The organism is Pseudooceanicola endophyticus (assembly GCF_018760365.1).
In the GTDB taxonomy this organism is placed as follows: domain Bacteria; phylum Pseudomonadota; class Alphaproteobacteria; order Rhodobacterales; family Rhodobacteraceae; genus Pseudooceanicola; species Pseudooceanicola endophyticus.
Genome location: NZ_JAHIAB010000005.1, coordinates 146438 through 161532 on the forward strand (window position 1 = coordinate 146438; position 15095 = coordinate 161532).

Annotated in this window: 8 protein-coding genes (1 of these 8 cut by a window edge); all 8 read left to right on the plus strand. The window is 68.4% G+C overall.

Annotated features, from left to right (window positions below):
- Positions 1-6034 carry the 3' end of a beta strand repeat-containing protein gene (locus KM176_RS10770; RefSeq protein WP_160896042.1) on the plus strand. 24551 nt of this gene lie to the left of the window's left edge, so 6034 of the gene's 30585 nt are visible here — the last part of the coding sequence; its start codon lies beyond the left edge, outside the window; it ends in the stop codon at positions 6032-6034.
- Between the two features lie 74 nt (positions 6035-6108).
- Positions 6109-6408 (plus strand): DUF3467 domain-containing protein, encoded by a 300-nt coding sequence (locus KM176_RS10775; protein WP_160896041.1) that lies wholly within the window; start codon positions 6109-6111, stop codon positions 6406-6408.
- Entirely contained in the window at positions 6408-8291 is a 1884-nt protein-coding gene (locus tag KM176_RS10780) for an HlyD family efflux transporter periplasmic adaptor subunit (protein ID WP_160896040.1), read from the plus strand. The genes KM176_RS10775 and KM176_RS10780 overlap by 1 nt, the downstream gene beginning before the upstream one ends.
- Before the next feature lie 3 nt (positions 8292-8294).
- Positions 8295-10436, plus strand: a complete 2142-nt coding sequence (locus tag KM176_RS10785; RefSeq protein WP_160896039.1) for a PqqD family peptide modification chaperone — start codon at positions 8295-8297, stop codon at positions 10434-10436.
- Positions 10429-12444, plus strand: coding sequence for a preprotein translocase subunit SecA (locus KM176_RS10790; protein WP_160896038.1), 2016 nt, complete (start codon positions 10429-10431; stop codon positions 12442-12444). Before KM176_RS10785 ends, KM176_RS10790 begins: the two co-directional genes overlap by 8 nt.
- Complete coding sequence (locus KM176_RS10795) at positions 12441-13202, plus strand: hypothetical protein (RefSeq protein ID WP_160896037.1); 762 nt, start codon at positions 12441-12443, stop codon at positions 13200-13202. The genes KM176_RS10790 and KM176_RS10795 overlap by 4 nt, the downstream gene beginning before the upstream one ends.
- A complete protein-coding gene (locus KM176_RS10800) occupies positions 13187-14062 on the plus strand; it encodes a hypothetical protein (protein ID WP_160896036.1) in 876 nt (291 codons plus the stop codon). The genes KM176_RS10795 and KM176_RS10800 overlap by 16 nt, the downstream gene beginning before the upstream one ends.
- Positions 14049-15059, plus strand: a complete 1011-nt coding sequence (locus tag KM176_RS10805; protein WP_202397972.1) for a radical SAM protein — start codon at positions 14049-14051, stop codon at positions 15057-15059. The genes KM176_RS10800 and KM176_RS10805 overlap by 14 nt, the downstream gene beginning before the upstream one ends.
- The last annotated feature ends 36 nt before the right edge of the window (positions 15060-15095 follow it).

The window sequence follows — 15095 nt, forward strand, 5'->3', positions numbered from 1 at the left end:
CACCCTCACCCGCGCCAGCGGCAGCTTCCTCGACGATGGGTTCGACGTCACCCAGTCGATCCGCCTTGGCGGCACCACCGATGGCGATGCCGACCGGATCTACAAGATCGTCTCGGTCTCGGCGACGCAGATCGTGGTCGAGGGGGCCTTTGCCATCACCCAGACCGGCGCCACCGACCTGACCCTGACCGGGCAGGAGGCGGATTCGGTCCGCGTCAGCGCCGATGGCACCACCTTCGCCGATGCCATCGTCCTCAGCTTCGATGCCTCGAACTGGGATCAGGCGCAGACAGTCACGATCCGCGCCGAAGATGATGCCGCCGCCGAGGGCACCCGCAACGTGGTGATCAGCCATTCGGTCCGCTCCAGCGACGCGGCTTTCGACGGCGCGCAGGTGCAGAACCTGATGGCCGAGGTCCGCGACAATGACCTGGCCGAACTGCAAATCACCCAGTCGGGCGCCGATACCTTCGTGCTGGAAGGCGCGCAGGGGATTTCCGATACCTACGATCTGGTCCTGTCGCGGGCGCCCGGGCCAGGCGAAACCGTGACCATCACCCTGACGGACAACGCAAATTCCGGGGATCTGGCCTATAGCCAGACGGTCTTTACCTTCGATGCCACGAATTGGGATCAGGTCCAGACCGTGACCGTCACCGCCCTGGCCGATGGGCTGGTCGAAAACGCCGAGCGCATCACCCTGACCCATACGATCAGCAGCGACGGCCCGGTCTATGCCACCGCCAGCGCGCAGGAGCTGACGCTGACCGCCATCGATGGCGATGATGCGGGCGTGGTGATCCGGCAAAGCGATGGCGACACCGTGGTCATCGACAGCAGCGACGATGCCTATAACCAGACCGACAGCTACTCTGTCAGGCTGACCAAGGCGCCGACGGCGGATGTGACGATCTCGATCTTCGACGACGGCCAGACCCGCATCGTGGAAAGCGCCCGCGTGACGCGGGTGACGCTGGCCGATCAGACGCTGGCCGTCAGCTTTGTCCATGTCAGCGACGGCGCCGATTACATCGAGCGTTCGGATGGCATCAGCTGGGCGGCGCAGGGCTTTGCCTCGGGTCAGACGCTGGATATCTCGGGCTCGGGCAGCAATGACGGCGCGGTGATGATCGGCGCGGTTTCCGCCGATGGTACAAGGCTTTACCTCTCGGGCGGGAAATCCCTGACCGACGCCACCTGCCCCGCCACGCTGACCGTCACTGCCGCGCAGATCACCTTCACCACCGCCAACTGGTACGAGGCGGTCGAGGTCACGCTGGAGGCCGACCCCGGCTATACCCCCGCCGCGACCGACTACATCACCAAGGTCTTCCCGGCGGAAGAGCACACAGCCGCCAAGCTCTACGGCCCCCTGATCCTTGAGGGCGGCCCGACCGAGGACCGCACCCTGTTGGCCCCGGTGATGCTGCCCAGCGAAAGCGATCCCGGCCCCATCGCCCTTGATATCGTCATCGACGAGACCGCGCAGAACGACCGCGTCAACATCTTCAACGACACGGATGTGACCGGCGAGGCGGGCTTCATGACCACCACCACCCTGCCCGACGGCACCGAGCGGCTGCTGGTCAACGGGCTAGGCATGGGCACCGGCACCGTCGATTTCGACGAAAGTCTCGCCCAGGACGGATCGCAGATCGTCAGCTATGCCCAGGGCATCACGATGAACCGGATGGAGATCATCGACGTCCTGTTGGGCAATGCCGATGACAGTTTCACCGTTCTGTCGACCAATACCATGTCCGACAACACCACCGATCTGCCGATCACGGCGATCCACGGCGGCGGCGGCGCGGATGTGATCACAGTGCTGGGCGGCGGCGGGCCCGACAGCCTGCTGGTGATCTACGGCGATACCGACACCTACGGCGCGCGCTATGATTACCTGGGCGGTGCGCCCACCGGCGGCGGTCTGGTCTTTGACGGCCATGAAAATCCCGCTCTGCATGGAGACACGATCGACGCCTCGGCCATCGGCACCGCCGGCCAGCTGGGCCTGGCGATCTATGGCGGCATCGGCAATGACACGATCATCGGCTCGATGGGCGACGACCATATCGCAGGCGGCGCCGGGGATGACGTGATCCATGGCCTCTCGGGCAGGGATCACATCTATGGCGACAACGGCTTCAGCGTCGATCTGGGGGCGCGGGATCTGGTGGTTTCGGAGGATATCATCCTGGATCCGGCGCTCGACAGTGCCGACACGCGCACCCCCGGAAGCGACTGGATCGATGCGGGTTCGGGGGATGACATCGTATTGGCCGATCTGGGCGTGATCACACAGGTCGCGGGCACGCAGCGCATCACCACCACCGGTTTCGTCACCGCGGTCTACACCACCAACCCGGGCGAGGGTGGCAATGATACCGTTTTCGCCGGGATGGGCGACGATATCGTGCTGGGCGGCATGGGCGATGACAGCCTGACCGACACCGGCGGCGCCAACATCCTGTTCGGCGACAACGGCAATATCGACAAGGTGATCCTGGACGAGGGCGAGGGGGATTTCGACGTGATCGAAACCACTTATGCCTCGGATGCGGGGAATGACTCGATCACCGCGGCAGACGGCAGCGACGTGATCCTGGGCGGCTTCGGCGATGACGTGATTGATGCGGGCAGTGGCGCGAACATCGTCTTCGGCGACCTGGGCGAGGTCGTGGCCCATGCCACCCTGAACGCCCCGCAACTGACCGGCTTCGCGATGACCATCGCCGCGATCCGCAGCCAGGAGACGCTTCTGGGCGGCGCCGACACGATCCTGAGCGGCACGGGCAGCGACGTGATCCTGGGTGGCCTCGGCGCCGATCAGATCGACGCAGGTCAGGGTGCGAACCTTGTCTTCGGCGACAATGGCGCGGTGACGACGGGCGCCGGGGCGGCAAACCTCGGCACCCTGCCGCTGGAACTGCTGAGCGCCCTCACCACGCAGGAGGCCCATGGCGGCGCGGATGTGATCACAACCGGACTGGGCGAGGATATCGTTCTGGGCGGCACCGCAGGCGATGTGATCACGACCAATGCGGGCGACGGCGCCGATGCGGCGGATATCGTGCTGGGCGATGTGGGCCGGATCCTTTGGATCAACGCACAGGACGGCTCGACCGATCTGGCGCAACTGATCGAGACCACCGACTGGCGCCATGGCGGCGATGACGTGATTGCCACAGGCGACGCCAATGACCTGGTGATCGGCGGCACCGGTGCGGATGTGATCCGGGCGGGCGCGGGCAACGATCTGGTGATGGGCGACCATGCCACCCTTGCGGGCGACATTAATGAGACCGCCCTGCCCCTTGTCACCGGTCTGAGGCCCTTCGATGTCTGGGCCACCTACACCGGCGGCGACCGGATGGGCGGGGCCGACACGATCTATGCGGGCGCGGGCGACGATCTGGTCATGGGCCAGCAGGGCGCCGACGTGATCTTTGGCGAGGAGGGCGACGATGACCTGATCGGCGGCCACAATGTTGATACCGACAACGAGGGCGCGCTGGCCTTCGACGCGGGTGATGTCCTCGACGGCGGCGCGGGCGATGACGTGATCCTGGGCGACAACGGGCGGATCTACCGCTCGGGGCAGTCGGTCGATGCCAGGATGCGCGCCCTGGCCGAAGGGATCCTTTACGACACCGAGGGCGTGGCGCAGATCACGGGCGAGGCGATGACCAGGCCCGATGGTACCCAGCAACGCGACATCACCCTGTTCGATCATTCGGACACCGAGGATGCGGCCGAATACGGTGACGATTACATCGCCGGGGGCGCCGAGGATGACCTGATCTTCGGCCAGCTGGGCAATGACGTGATCCAGGGCGACGGCTCGATCGATCTGGATGGCGACGGCATCGCCGATCCGGGTGCGGTCTTTGCCGCAAGGATCAACGGCTTGCTGGAAACCGGTGCTTCGGTCGATGATTTCGCCGGGACGGGCCGCGATGGCGACGACTATATCGAGGGCAACGGCGGCGAGGACGTGATTTTCGGCAACCTCGGGCAGGACGATATCGTCGGCGGCAGCTCGACCCTGTTCAGCCTGGAGGGCGACGAGAGCCTGCGGCCCGATGGCGCCGACCTGATCTTTGGCGGCTCCGGCACGGCGGCAACCCGTAACGATCTGGGCGATGAAGGCGCCGACGGCCATGCCCGCGACGCCGACACGATCCTGGGTGACAACGGCAATATCTACCGGATTGTGGGCACTTACGGCACCGACAGCGGCGCCTACCTGACCTTCGCCTACGACAGCTACGGGGGCGAACGGATCATTCCGCGCGCGGTCGAACTTCTGGATTACACCGAGGGGGGCCCGGATTACGCCCCCGCCGCGCTGAGCGATAACGGCGCGGGGGACGAGATCCATGGCGAGGCCGGCGATGACGTGATCTATGCCCAGACTGGCTCTGACGTGATCTTTGGCGATGGTCAGAACGACGATCTGATCGGCGGCTGGGGCAATGACTGGATCTCGGGCGGGACGGGATCGGACGGGGTGCTGGGCGACGATGGCCGGATCATGACCAGCCGCAATTCCACCAGCTACGGAGAGGATCTGTATGGCATTGCCGCGCTTTCCAGCGTGAATGACCTGATCACCGCCCCCAACAGCTTCAACTTCCGCTACATCATCAACGTCGATCAGCAACTGAAGAAGACGGTGAACCTGACGCCCTTCAACCTGGATCCCGCGGCCACGCAGGACAAGGAATTCGATCCGCAATACGCCGATGACGTGATCTTTGGCGGCTGGGGCGACGATTTCCTGCATGGCGGCGCGGGCGATGACGCGATCAGCGGCGCCGAGGCCCTGTCGCTGGCGCTGGCCCCGCAGGCGATGGATGGCACCATCGTCTCGTGGGAGACGCCGGTGAACCCCGGAGACCTGCTGGCCTATGACGCGACGGTCGAGGAATTCGCCCATTACGATGAAAACAACCCGAGGGCCAAGATCACCCCGAACGGCGGCACCTTCTTCCTCAACCACATCGCCGAGGAAGGCCCGGTGGATGCCCGCAGCAGCAGCGGGGTCACCACCGACGGCGACGACGTGATCTTTGGCGATCTGGGCAATGACGCGATCACCGGCGGCACGGGGCGCGACCGGATGTATGGCGGTTACGGCGATGACTGGCTGAATGCCGATGACGTGCTGGAGACCGCCGGCGACAGCAATGACGACACCGATACCGACGAAAGCTACGAGGATTACGTGCTGGGCGGCGCCGGGCGCGACGTGCTGATCGCCAATACCGGTGGCGACCGGCTGCATGACTGGACCGGCGAATACAACAGCTTCATCGTGCCCTTCAAACCCTTCGGGGCGCCCACGGTGAACCGCCTGATGGCGCCCTCCGCGATCGAGTTCTGGTACCTTCTGGGCGCCTCCGACGGGGCCGATCCGACCCGGGCGCTGGATACCGGCAGTGATCCGGCGCGTCATGGCGAACCCGAGGGCGAGATGGGCATCGTCACCCAGTCCGATGCCGACTGGTCCGACACCCACGGTGCCCCCGCCGATCCGCAGCCCGGCAATGGCCCGGCGCAGCGCGACGTGCGGGTCACGGCGGCCAGCGGCGACGGCAACGATGCGCCCTCGCCCACCGCCGATTACGGCACGGTGACGACGACCGTGGCAAACCCCGCGCCCGCGCCGACCCTGACACCCACCACGGCGCAGCGCTCCAGCGTGACGCAGATCCAGGACGCCATCGCCGCCTCGGAAATCGTGATCAGCTTCCATCCCAAGCAGGCCGCGAAGAACGAGGGCACCGCCTCCTATGTCTACGACGCGGAGCTGGGAGAATTCGTCAAGGATATCAGCTACAAGGACCCCGAGGGCACGCCTTCGGACAGCGCCTACACGCTGCTGGATCAGGACGGCGCGCTGTTCGCTTACATCGACAGCAAGGGCGGGCTCTGGGTGATCGACGATCTTCTTGAGAATGACGGCGGATTTGCCGATGATGATCCCGACGACTGGATCTTCGTCAGCGATTACAACAGCGCCTACTAGGCGCGCCGCTGACATGACCACCGTCGGCGGCCCTGTGGGAGGGGCCGCCGCCATCATGACCGGGGAGGGGCCACATGGCGAAGGACGAAACCGAAACGAAGGACAGCGACCGCAAGTCGATGGTGATCTGGAATGACGAGGCGATGGCGACCAGCTTTGCCAATGTCGTCAACGTCCAGGGCACGCGGGAACAGGTCGAGGTCTTCTTTGGCACCAACCGCAGCTGGAACCCGGCGGATGCCGGACCGCTGCGGGTCGATCTGACCAACCGGGTGATCATGACGCCCTTCGCGGCCAAGCGGCTGCACCAGATCCTGACCGGCGTGCTGCGCGAATACGAGGCCCGGCACGGGATACTGAAGGTCGAAGACTGATGGAGGGCCGGCTGGAAGCGCCGGGCGCCGAGGATCCGCAGGGCAGCGAACCCGTGGCGATCACGGGCAATCCGTGGCGGCAGCTGGGCCGGGCCCTGGACCTGCGCGAGGCCGCGCGGGCCTGGGCGCCGGTGATGCTGGCCCAGGCCGAAACCGGCGAGGGCGCGAGCGTCTTCCTGCGCGATCCCGAGGGCGGGCGCCCCCGGGCCGTGGCCCACTGGCCCGAGGCCCGGATGCCCTCGGGGCTGATGCTGGCCGCCGCCGAGGCCGCGATGGACAGCGACCGGGGCGTCGTGCGCGGCGCAGTCGGAGATGACGGGCGCCCAAGCGGCGGTCTGGTCGCCCTGGCCACGCCGCTCACGGTCGAGGGACAGGTGCAGGGCGCCGTGGGGCTGGAGCTTCTGCCGCGCGATGCCGCCGAGCTGCGCGAGGCGATGCGCCGCCTGCAATGGGGCGCCGCCTGGATGCGCGATCTGGTGCGGCGCGAGGCGATGGCCTCTGACCGGCAGCGCTACGATCACGCCATCGCCGCGCTGAACGCCGTCATCGCCGTGGCCGAGCGGGACGACATCGCCACCGCCGCCCGCGCCGCCGCCACCGATCTGGCGACGCGCTTTGGCTGCGACCGGGTCTCGGTCGGGTTCCGCCGCTTCGGGTCTTCGAAGGTGGTGGCGATCTCGCATTCCGCGCAGTTCGCCCGGCAGATGAACCTGGTGCGGCTTCTGGGCGCCGCCATGGACGAGGCGATCGACCAGCGCGGCCCGGTGCTCTGGCCCGCCGAGGACAGCGCCGATCCGGTCGCCAGCCACCGCCACGAGAAGCTGGCGCGGGCGCAGGGCGCGGGCCAGATCGTCACCGTGCCGCTGTATGCCCTGGGCCATTTCATCGGCGCCATCACGTTTGAGCGGCCCGCCGAGGCGCCCTTCACCCAGGACGACCTGGAGATCCTGGAGGCCGTGACCACCGTGCTGGCCCCGGTGCTGGACGAAAAGCGGCGCAACGACCGCTGGCTGATCACCAAGCTGGGCGAGGCCGGGACGCGCCAGTTCGTCCGCCTGTTCGGGCCCGGCTACCTGGGGCGCAAGATCGCTCTGATCGCGGTGCTGGGCCTGGGGCTGTTCTTCTGGTTTGCCACCGGGGCAGACCGGATCTCGGCCGAGGGGCAGGTGGCGGGGCGGGTGCAGCGCACGGTTGCCGCGCCCTATGACGGCTTCATCGCCGCCGCCCTGGCCCGCGCCGGCGATCCGGTGACGCAGGGCCAGCTTCTGGTGCAGCTGGATGATCGCGAGATGGCGCTGGAACGGCTGCGGCTGGTCACCGAACGCCAGCGCCAGCAGATCGAATACGACCGTGCGCTCGCCGCCCGCGACCGGGCCGAGGCCCAGGCCCGCCGCGCCGAGATCGCCCAGGCCGAGGCCGAGATCGCGCTGATCGACAAGCAGCTGGAACGCGCGCGGCTGAGCGCACCCTTCGACGGGCTGGTGATCTCGGGCGATCTGAGCCAGAGCATCGGCGCCTCGGTCGCGCGGGGGGATGCGCTGCTGACGGTGGCGCCCACGGGGGAATATCGCCTCGGGCTCGATGTGGATGAACGCCGCATTGCCGATGTGCATCCGGGCCAGAGCGGCACGCTGGTGCCGACCGCCCTGCCCGATCACGGCTTCCCCTTCGAGGTCACGCAGATCACCCCGGTGGCCGAATACGGCGACGGCGCCACCACCTTCCGGGTCGAGGCCAGCTTCACCGGCGATACGGCCGCGCTGCAGCCGGGGATGGAGGGGGTGGCCAAGATCGACGCCGGAGAGAAGCGCCTGATTGCCATCTGGACCCGCCCGATGACCGACTGGGCGCGGCTCTGGGCCTGGCGCTGGCTGCCGGAGTAGACCATGGCCCAAGCCTTTCTCAGCCAGGACTGGTACCGCGTCGCCCCCCTGAAGCCGCGCCTGCGCCCCCATGTGGAGATCCACCGCCAGCGCTTTCGCGGCGCCACCTGGTTCGTGGTGCAAGACAGCCATTCGGGGCGCTATCACCGCCTCTCGCCCGCCGCCAACCTGATGCTGTCGCTGATGGACGGGCGGCGCACGGTCCAGTCCCTGTGGGAGGCCGCCTGCGCCCGTTTCGACGAAGATCCCCCGACCCAGGCCGAGGTGATCCGCCTTCTGGCGCAGCTGCACGGATCGGACCTGATCGCCGGCGACATGGCCCCCGACATCGCCGAGATGGGCCGGCGTCACCACGACCAAAGCCGCAGCGCGCTGATGGCCCGGCTGCGCAACCCCCTGGCGCTTCGGTTGCCGCTGTTTGATCCCGATGTCTTCCTGGACCGGACGGTGTTTCTGGTGCGCCCGCTCTTCACGCTCTGGGGTTTCCTGGCCTGGGCGGCGCTTGTGATCACGGGCGTGACGCTGGCGGTGCTGCATGGCTCCGAACTGCTGGGCGGGGTCATCGACCGGGTGCTCTCGGCCGAGAACCTGGTTCTGATCGCGCTGGCCTTCCCGCTGGTGAAGGCGATCCACGAGATGGGCCATGCCTATGCCACCAAGGTCTGGGGCGGCGAGGTGCACGAGATCGGCACCATGTTCCTGGTCTTCGTGCCGGTGCCTTACGTCGATGCCTCGGCCTCGGCTGCCTTCCCGGAGAAATGGCGCCGCGCGGTGGTGGGCGGCGCCGGCATCATGGTCGAGCTCGCTCTGGCCGCCATCGCCATGATCGTCTGGATCAATGTCGAACCCGGGCTGGTGCGCGCCTTCACCTTCAACGTCATGCTGATCGGCGGCGTCTCAACGCTGTTGTTCAACGGCAATCCGCTGCTGCGTTTCGATGGCTATTTCGTGCTGACCGACATTGTGGAAATTCCCAACCTCGGGCAGCGCGCCTCGGGGCATTTCTGGTACCTCGTGCAACGCCATCTGCTGGGCATCCGCAGCGCCGAAAGCCCCGTCACCGCGCGGGGCGAGGCGAAATGGTTCCTGTTCTACGCGGTGGCGGCGTTTTGCTACCGGATCTCGATCTCGGTCACCATCGCGCTGGTGGTAGCGTCGAAGTTCTTCTTCATCGGGGTGCTTCTGGCGGTCTGGGCGCTGGCCAATGTCTTCCTTGTGCCGGCCTGGAAGGGGCTGAAATTCCTCGTGACCTCCGGCTCCCTCCGTGGGCGGCGGGGGCGCGCCTTCGCCGTCGCGGGCACGGCGCTGGCGCTGGTCGCCGCGGCGGTCTTTGCCCTGCCGGTGCCGCACCGCACGCTGGCCCCGGGCGTTGTCTGGCTGCAGGACGACCAGATCCTGCGCGCCGCCACCGACGGCTTCGTCGCCGAGGCCCCGGTCACGGAGGCCGCGGTCAGCGCCGGAACGCTGCTGCTGCGCCTCGAAGATCCGATCCTGTCCTCGGAGCGGCGCCTGGCCGAGGCGCGGCTGGCGGAAATGCGGCTGAAGCTGGCGGGCGTGGCCGGGCGCGATGCGGTGCAGGCGCGGCTGTTGCGCGAACAGGTGCTGCATCTGGAAGGCCAGCTGGACCTGCTGCGCACCCGCGCCGAGGCCCTGCGGATCACCGCGCCCCGGGACGGGATGGCGATGATCCCCGGCGCAGAAGACCTGCCCGGACGGATGCTGCGCAAGGGCGCCGTGCTGGGCTATCTGGTCCCGCAGGGCGCCCGCCGCTACCGCGTCGCCGTGCCCCAGCAGACCGCAGAGCTGGTGCGCGCCAGCGACCGCATCAGCCTGCGTCTGGAACGCGCACCGGGACAGGAGATCCCGGCCCGCCTGCTGGCCTTTGCGCCCGAGGGGACGATGCAGCTGCCCTCCGGCGCGCTTTCGACCAATGCCGGGGGGCCCTTCGCCACCGATCCCGCCGATCCGGAGGGGCGGCGCACGGTGCAGCGGCTGTTCCTGTTCGACATCGCGCCCCTGGACGCCACCGGCCTGCCCTTCGTCGGCGAACGGGTGCGGGTGCGCTTCGATCATGGCGACGAACCCGTCGGCCCCCGCATGGGCCGCGCCCTGCGCCAGCTGTTCCTGAAGCGGTTCCATGTCTGACCTGGGCCTGATCCGCCCGCCCGCGCGGCTGACCCTGCCCCGCCTTGCGGCCTATGCCGAACGCCCCGACAGCGAGGACGGCCGGCTGGAGCGCGCCGGGCGCCGCCTGCTGGGGCTTGCGATGGCGCGCAGTACCGGGCTGCGCCGTCACGCCCTGCGCCCGATCCTGACCGAGACCGCCCGCCACGCCCCCGCCATGGCCGCGCTCTCGGATCCGGAGCTGCGGGCCATGGCCCGGAGCCTGCGCCCGGCCCTGCGTCAGGCGCTCGCCCGCGGGGTGCCCGAGGCCCCCGCCATCGGCCCCGCCTTCGCCCTGTTGCAGGAGGCCGCGCATCGCACCCTCGGGATGCGGCCCTATGCGGTGCAGCTGCTGGGCGGCTTTGCCATGCTGCGCGGCACCCTGGCCGAGATGCGCACCGGCGAGGGCAAGACGCTTTGCGCCACCCTGCCCGCCTGCACCATGGCGCTGGCCGGGGTGCCGGTGCATGTGATCACGGTCAACGACTACCTGGCGCTGCGCGACCGTGACCTGATGCGCCCGCTCTACGATTTCCTCGGGCTCTCGAGCGGGGTGGTGCAGGCCGGCCAGTCCGAGGCCGAGCGCGCGCAGATCTACCGCGCCGACATCGTCTTTGCCGCCAACAAGGAGATCGCCTTCGACTACCTGCGCGACCGGATGCTGCTGCGCCGCACCCCCGGGAACCTGCGCCGCAAGCTTGAACGGCTCTCGGCCGAAGGACCGCAGGGGGTGCTGCGGATGCGCGGCCTGCATTTCGCCCTGATCGACGAGGCGGATTCCGTGCTGATCGACGAGGCCCGCACGCCGCTGGTGATCTCGGGTCAGGTGGCCGGCGCGCGCAGCCAGGATCCGGCCTTCCTGGAACGCGCCCTGAAAGCCGCCCGGGCGCTGGCCGAGGGCACGGATTACCGCATCCACGCCAATGAACGGCGGGTCGAGATCACGCAAGAGGGCGCCGAACGCCTTGAAATCATGGGACAGTACGCCACCGGCGCCTTCCGCGTCGGGGTCATCCGCGATCATGCGGTGGTGCAGGCGCTCTCGGCGCTGCACCTGTTCCGGCGCGACAATGACTTCGTGATCCGCGACGGCAAGGTGCAGATCGTGGACGAGAACACCGGTCGCATCCAGGAGGACCGCAGCTGGTCCGAGGGGCTGCACCAGATGATCGAGCTGGTCGAGGGCGTCGCGCCGAGCGACCCGCGCGAGACCCTTTCGCGCATCACCTACCAGCGCTTCTTCCGCCGCTACCAGCGGCTTTCGGGGATGACCGGCACCGGGCTTGATGCCGCATGGGAGCTGTATTCGGTCTACGGGCTGGGGGTGGTGCGCATCCCGCCGCACCGGGGCGACCGTCGCCGCTTTGCCCCCGACCGGGTCTTCGCGACCGAGGCCGCCAAGTGGCAGGCGGTGGCGGCGCGGGTCGCGGCGCTGCACGGCTCGGGGGTTCCGGTGCTGGTGGGCACGCGTTCGGTTGCCGCTTCGGCGCGGATCGGCGCGGCGCTAGAGGCCGCGGGCCTGCCCCACCAGGTGCTGAACGCGGTACAGGATGCCGACGAGGCCGCCGTGATCGCCCGCGCCGGTCAGCCCGGCATGGTGACGGTGGCCACCAACATGGCCGGGCGCGGCACCGACATCAAGCTGGCCCCGGAGGTTGCGCACACCGGCGGGCTGCACGTGATCCTGAGCGAACGCCATGACAGCCGCCGGGTCGATCGCCAGCTCGAGGGGCGCTGCGGGCGGCAGGGCGATCCCGGCCAGGTCGAACGTTTCCTGTCGCTGGAGGACGAGCTTCTGGCCAGCCGGGGCGCCCGCTGGAGCCGCCGCGCCGCCACCCTGCTGTGGCTTCTGGGCCCCGGCGCCGCTGCGCTGGCCTTCCGCGCCCGGCAGAAACGGGTCGAGCGGATGCATGCCCGGATGCGCCACGACCTGCTGGCCGCCGACCGGGGGCTGGGCACCCTTCTGGCGGTTTCGGGGGAAGCGGAATGAGCCTGCGCGACACCCTTTGCGACGTGCTGGAGCCGGTCGGCCGCCCGCTTCTGCGTGAACATTCCGTCAAGGTGATCGGGGATGAAATCCGCGACGGTCGCTTTCTGGTCAGCTTTCCGCGCGCCGCCCTTGGCCCCGGCCCCTCGCGGGTGCTGCGGGGGATGCTGGCCCGCCTTGGCGCGCCCGATGCCGGCATCGCCGCGCTTGATCCGCTGCAATCGCGCGCCAGCGTGCTGCATTTCGGCTATGAGCCCGAAGCCCGGGCGGAGGTGCTTAAATGCTACCTCGAATTTCCCGCCGATGACCGGCCAGCCCCCGGCCAGGCCTTCCTGGCGCTGAAATGGACGCCCCGCGCCCATGTGCTGAGCGATTATCGCGATCCCGGCCCCTTGGGCCCGGCTGAACGCAGGGCCCGCATCCGCGCTTTGCTGCCTGAAGGCCCGGTGTCCGATGCGCTTCAGACACTTGCGGGGCTGCCCGCCGATCTGACGCTGCTGGAGGTGACGGAGCCCGGCTCTGCGCGGCGTTCTCTGGATCTGAACCTGACGCCGCTTTCGGCGCGGGTGGCCGATCACGCCGCGCTGCTGCGCCCGCTGCTGGGGCCCGGCGCCGGGGCGCTGCTGGAGCGGCTGGGCGCCGCACGGCTGGATCACGTCGCCGCCGGCACGGCGCGGGACGGACAGGCCTTTGCCACGCTCTATCACGGGGTGCACAGGGTGCACGGATCCCTGAAGGAGGCCGCATGGACTGGTGCCTAGACGCGCGCCTTGCCCCGGCGCGCCGCGCCGATCCGGCGCTGGACTTCTGCCTCTGGCCCTATGATCCGCCGCGACTGCCGGGGCGGGACAGCTGGCAGGGCGCAGCACTTCTGTACCATTCCTTCGCCACCGCCGGGCTGTCGCACCGGATGCTGGAAATCTGCGACGCGCTGATCGCCGCCAACGGCCCCTTCAACACCGTCTGGGGGCTGAAACACGCGGGCGGGCGCCTCAGCTGGGAGTTCTATTTCTACGATTACACCCGGCTGGAACGCCGCTTCGACACCCGCGCGCTGGCCCGCGCGCTGGAGGGGCTGGTGACGATCACCGCGCCGCTCAGCGGGGATGACCGGCCCTATTTCATGTTCTCGATCGAGATCGGCGCCGACCAGCTGGCGGGCGCGCCCGTCGACCAGCTGGATCTCTACCTTGGCAATCCCGGCAGCACGGTGTCTTCGGGGATCTGCTACGGCCTCAGCCCGCGGGGCTGGGAGATGCGGAATTTCTACTTCTTCTTCAACGCCCTGACAGAGGCCCCGCAGATCCGCCAGAAACTGGCCGAGACCGCCCATGCCGGCCAGCCGCTGCCCGATCTCAGCCCCTGGCTCTGGCGCGGGATCACGCCGCAGACGCTGGTGGTGGCCAACAAGCGCGCCGCCGACGGGGTCTATTTCTCGCGCATCCCCGCCGATCAGACGCTGACCTGCCTGGAGCGGCTGGGCTACCCGGAGGCGATCACCGGCTTCTTCCGCAGCAACCGGGCGCGTTTCGATCACCTGCTGTTCGACATCGGCTACGACTGGCAGGCGGGGCCGCAGGGCATCACCTGGACGAAAGGCAGCGTCTATGGCCTCCTCTGAGCGTCCCGATCCCGCGCTGGCGGCCCGCCGGGCGCTCGACATTCCCGGGGTGCGGGCCGGGGTCACGACCCCCGGCGCCCCGGACGGCCCCCGCCTGTCGCTGCGCGATCACGCCGACCATGTCAGCCTGACGATGGAATTCCGCTGCAACCTCAAATGCGTGCACTGCATGATCGAGGGCACGATGGAGCGGCTTCAGCCGACCCCGATGGGCCTGTTCGATCAGGTGCTGGACGAGCAGCGCACCCATCATCGCTGGAAGGGCCTTGTGCTGACCGGGTCCGAGATCACCCTGCGCGCCGACCTGCCAGAGCTTGCCGCGCGCGCCCGCGCCGCCGGGTTCGAACGCGTCCGCATCCAGACCCACGGGATGCACCTGTCGCGCCCGGGCTATGCCGAGCGGCTGCTGGAGGCCGGGGTGAACGACTTCTTCGTCTCGGTCGCCGGGGCCGGGGCAGCGCAGCACGATGCCATCACCCAGGTCCCCGGCGCCTGGGACAAGATGCTGAAGGGGCTCGAAATCCTCGACGCGCATCCGGATGTCCGCCTGCTGACCAATACCGTGGTGACCCGGCTGTGCTACCGGGAGCTGCCTCAGATCGTCGCCGAACTGGCCCATCTGAAGCGCCTCGTACAGATGGAATTCTGGAACTATTTCCCGATGGCCGAAACCGATGAAAAGGACCTGGCCGTCCCGCTTGAGGCGCTGATGCCGCCGCTTCTGCAGGCGATCCGGGAGGCCCGCGCCCTGGGCCGTTTCGTCGAGGTCAAGAACGTCCCCGAATGCCTGCTGGGGGATCTGCGCGATGCGCTGGTCAATGCCCAGCCGCTTCTGATGATCGACCCGGCCTTCTGGCGCGAATTCGACCGCAACGGCTTTCACCTGTGCCCGCACCGCACCGCCTGCGGCGCCACCGAATGCCTTGGGCTGACCCGCGCCTATGTCGCCGAATTCGGGAACGAGGCTGCGCTGTTACGCCCCTATCCGAAAGGTTGAATTTGACTGGTCATGTGCACGCTTCGCGGTTAGCCT

Bases quoted from the DNA above. Each gene is read 5' to 3' on its own strand.
- KM176_RS10775 (WP_160896041.1), top strand. From the start codon at position 6,109: ATGGCGAAGGACGAAACCGAAACGAAGGACAGCGACCGCAAGTCGATG.
- KM176_RS10780 (WP_160896040.1), top strand. From the start codon at position 6,408: ATGGAGGGCCGGCTGGAAGCGCCGGGCGCCGAGGATCCGCAGGGCAGC.
- KM176_RS10785 (WP_160896039.1), top strand. From the start codon at position 8,295: ATGGCCCAAGCCTTTCTCAGCCAGGACTGGTACCGCGTCGCCCCCCTG.
- KM176_RS10790 (WP_160896038.1), top strand. From the start codon at position 10,429: ATGTCTGACCTGGGCCTGATCCGCCCGCCCGCGCGGCTGACCCTGCCC.
- KM176_RS10795 (WP_160896037.1), top strand. From the start codon at position 12,441: ATGAGCCTGCGCGACACCCTTTGCGACGTGCTGGAGCCGGTCGGCCGC.
- KM176_RS10800 (WP_160896036.1), top strand. From the start codon at position 13,187: ATGGACTGGTGCCTAGACGCGCGCCTTGCCCCGGCGCGCCGCGCCGAT.
- KM176_RS10805 (WP_202397972.1), top strand. From the start codon at position 14,049: ATGGCCTCCTCTGAGCGTCCCGATCCCGCGCTGGCGGCCCGCCGGGCG.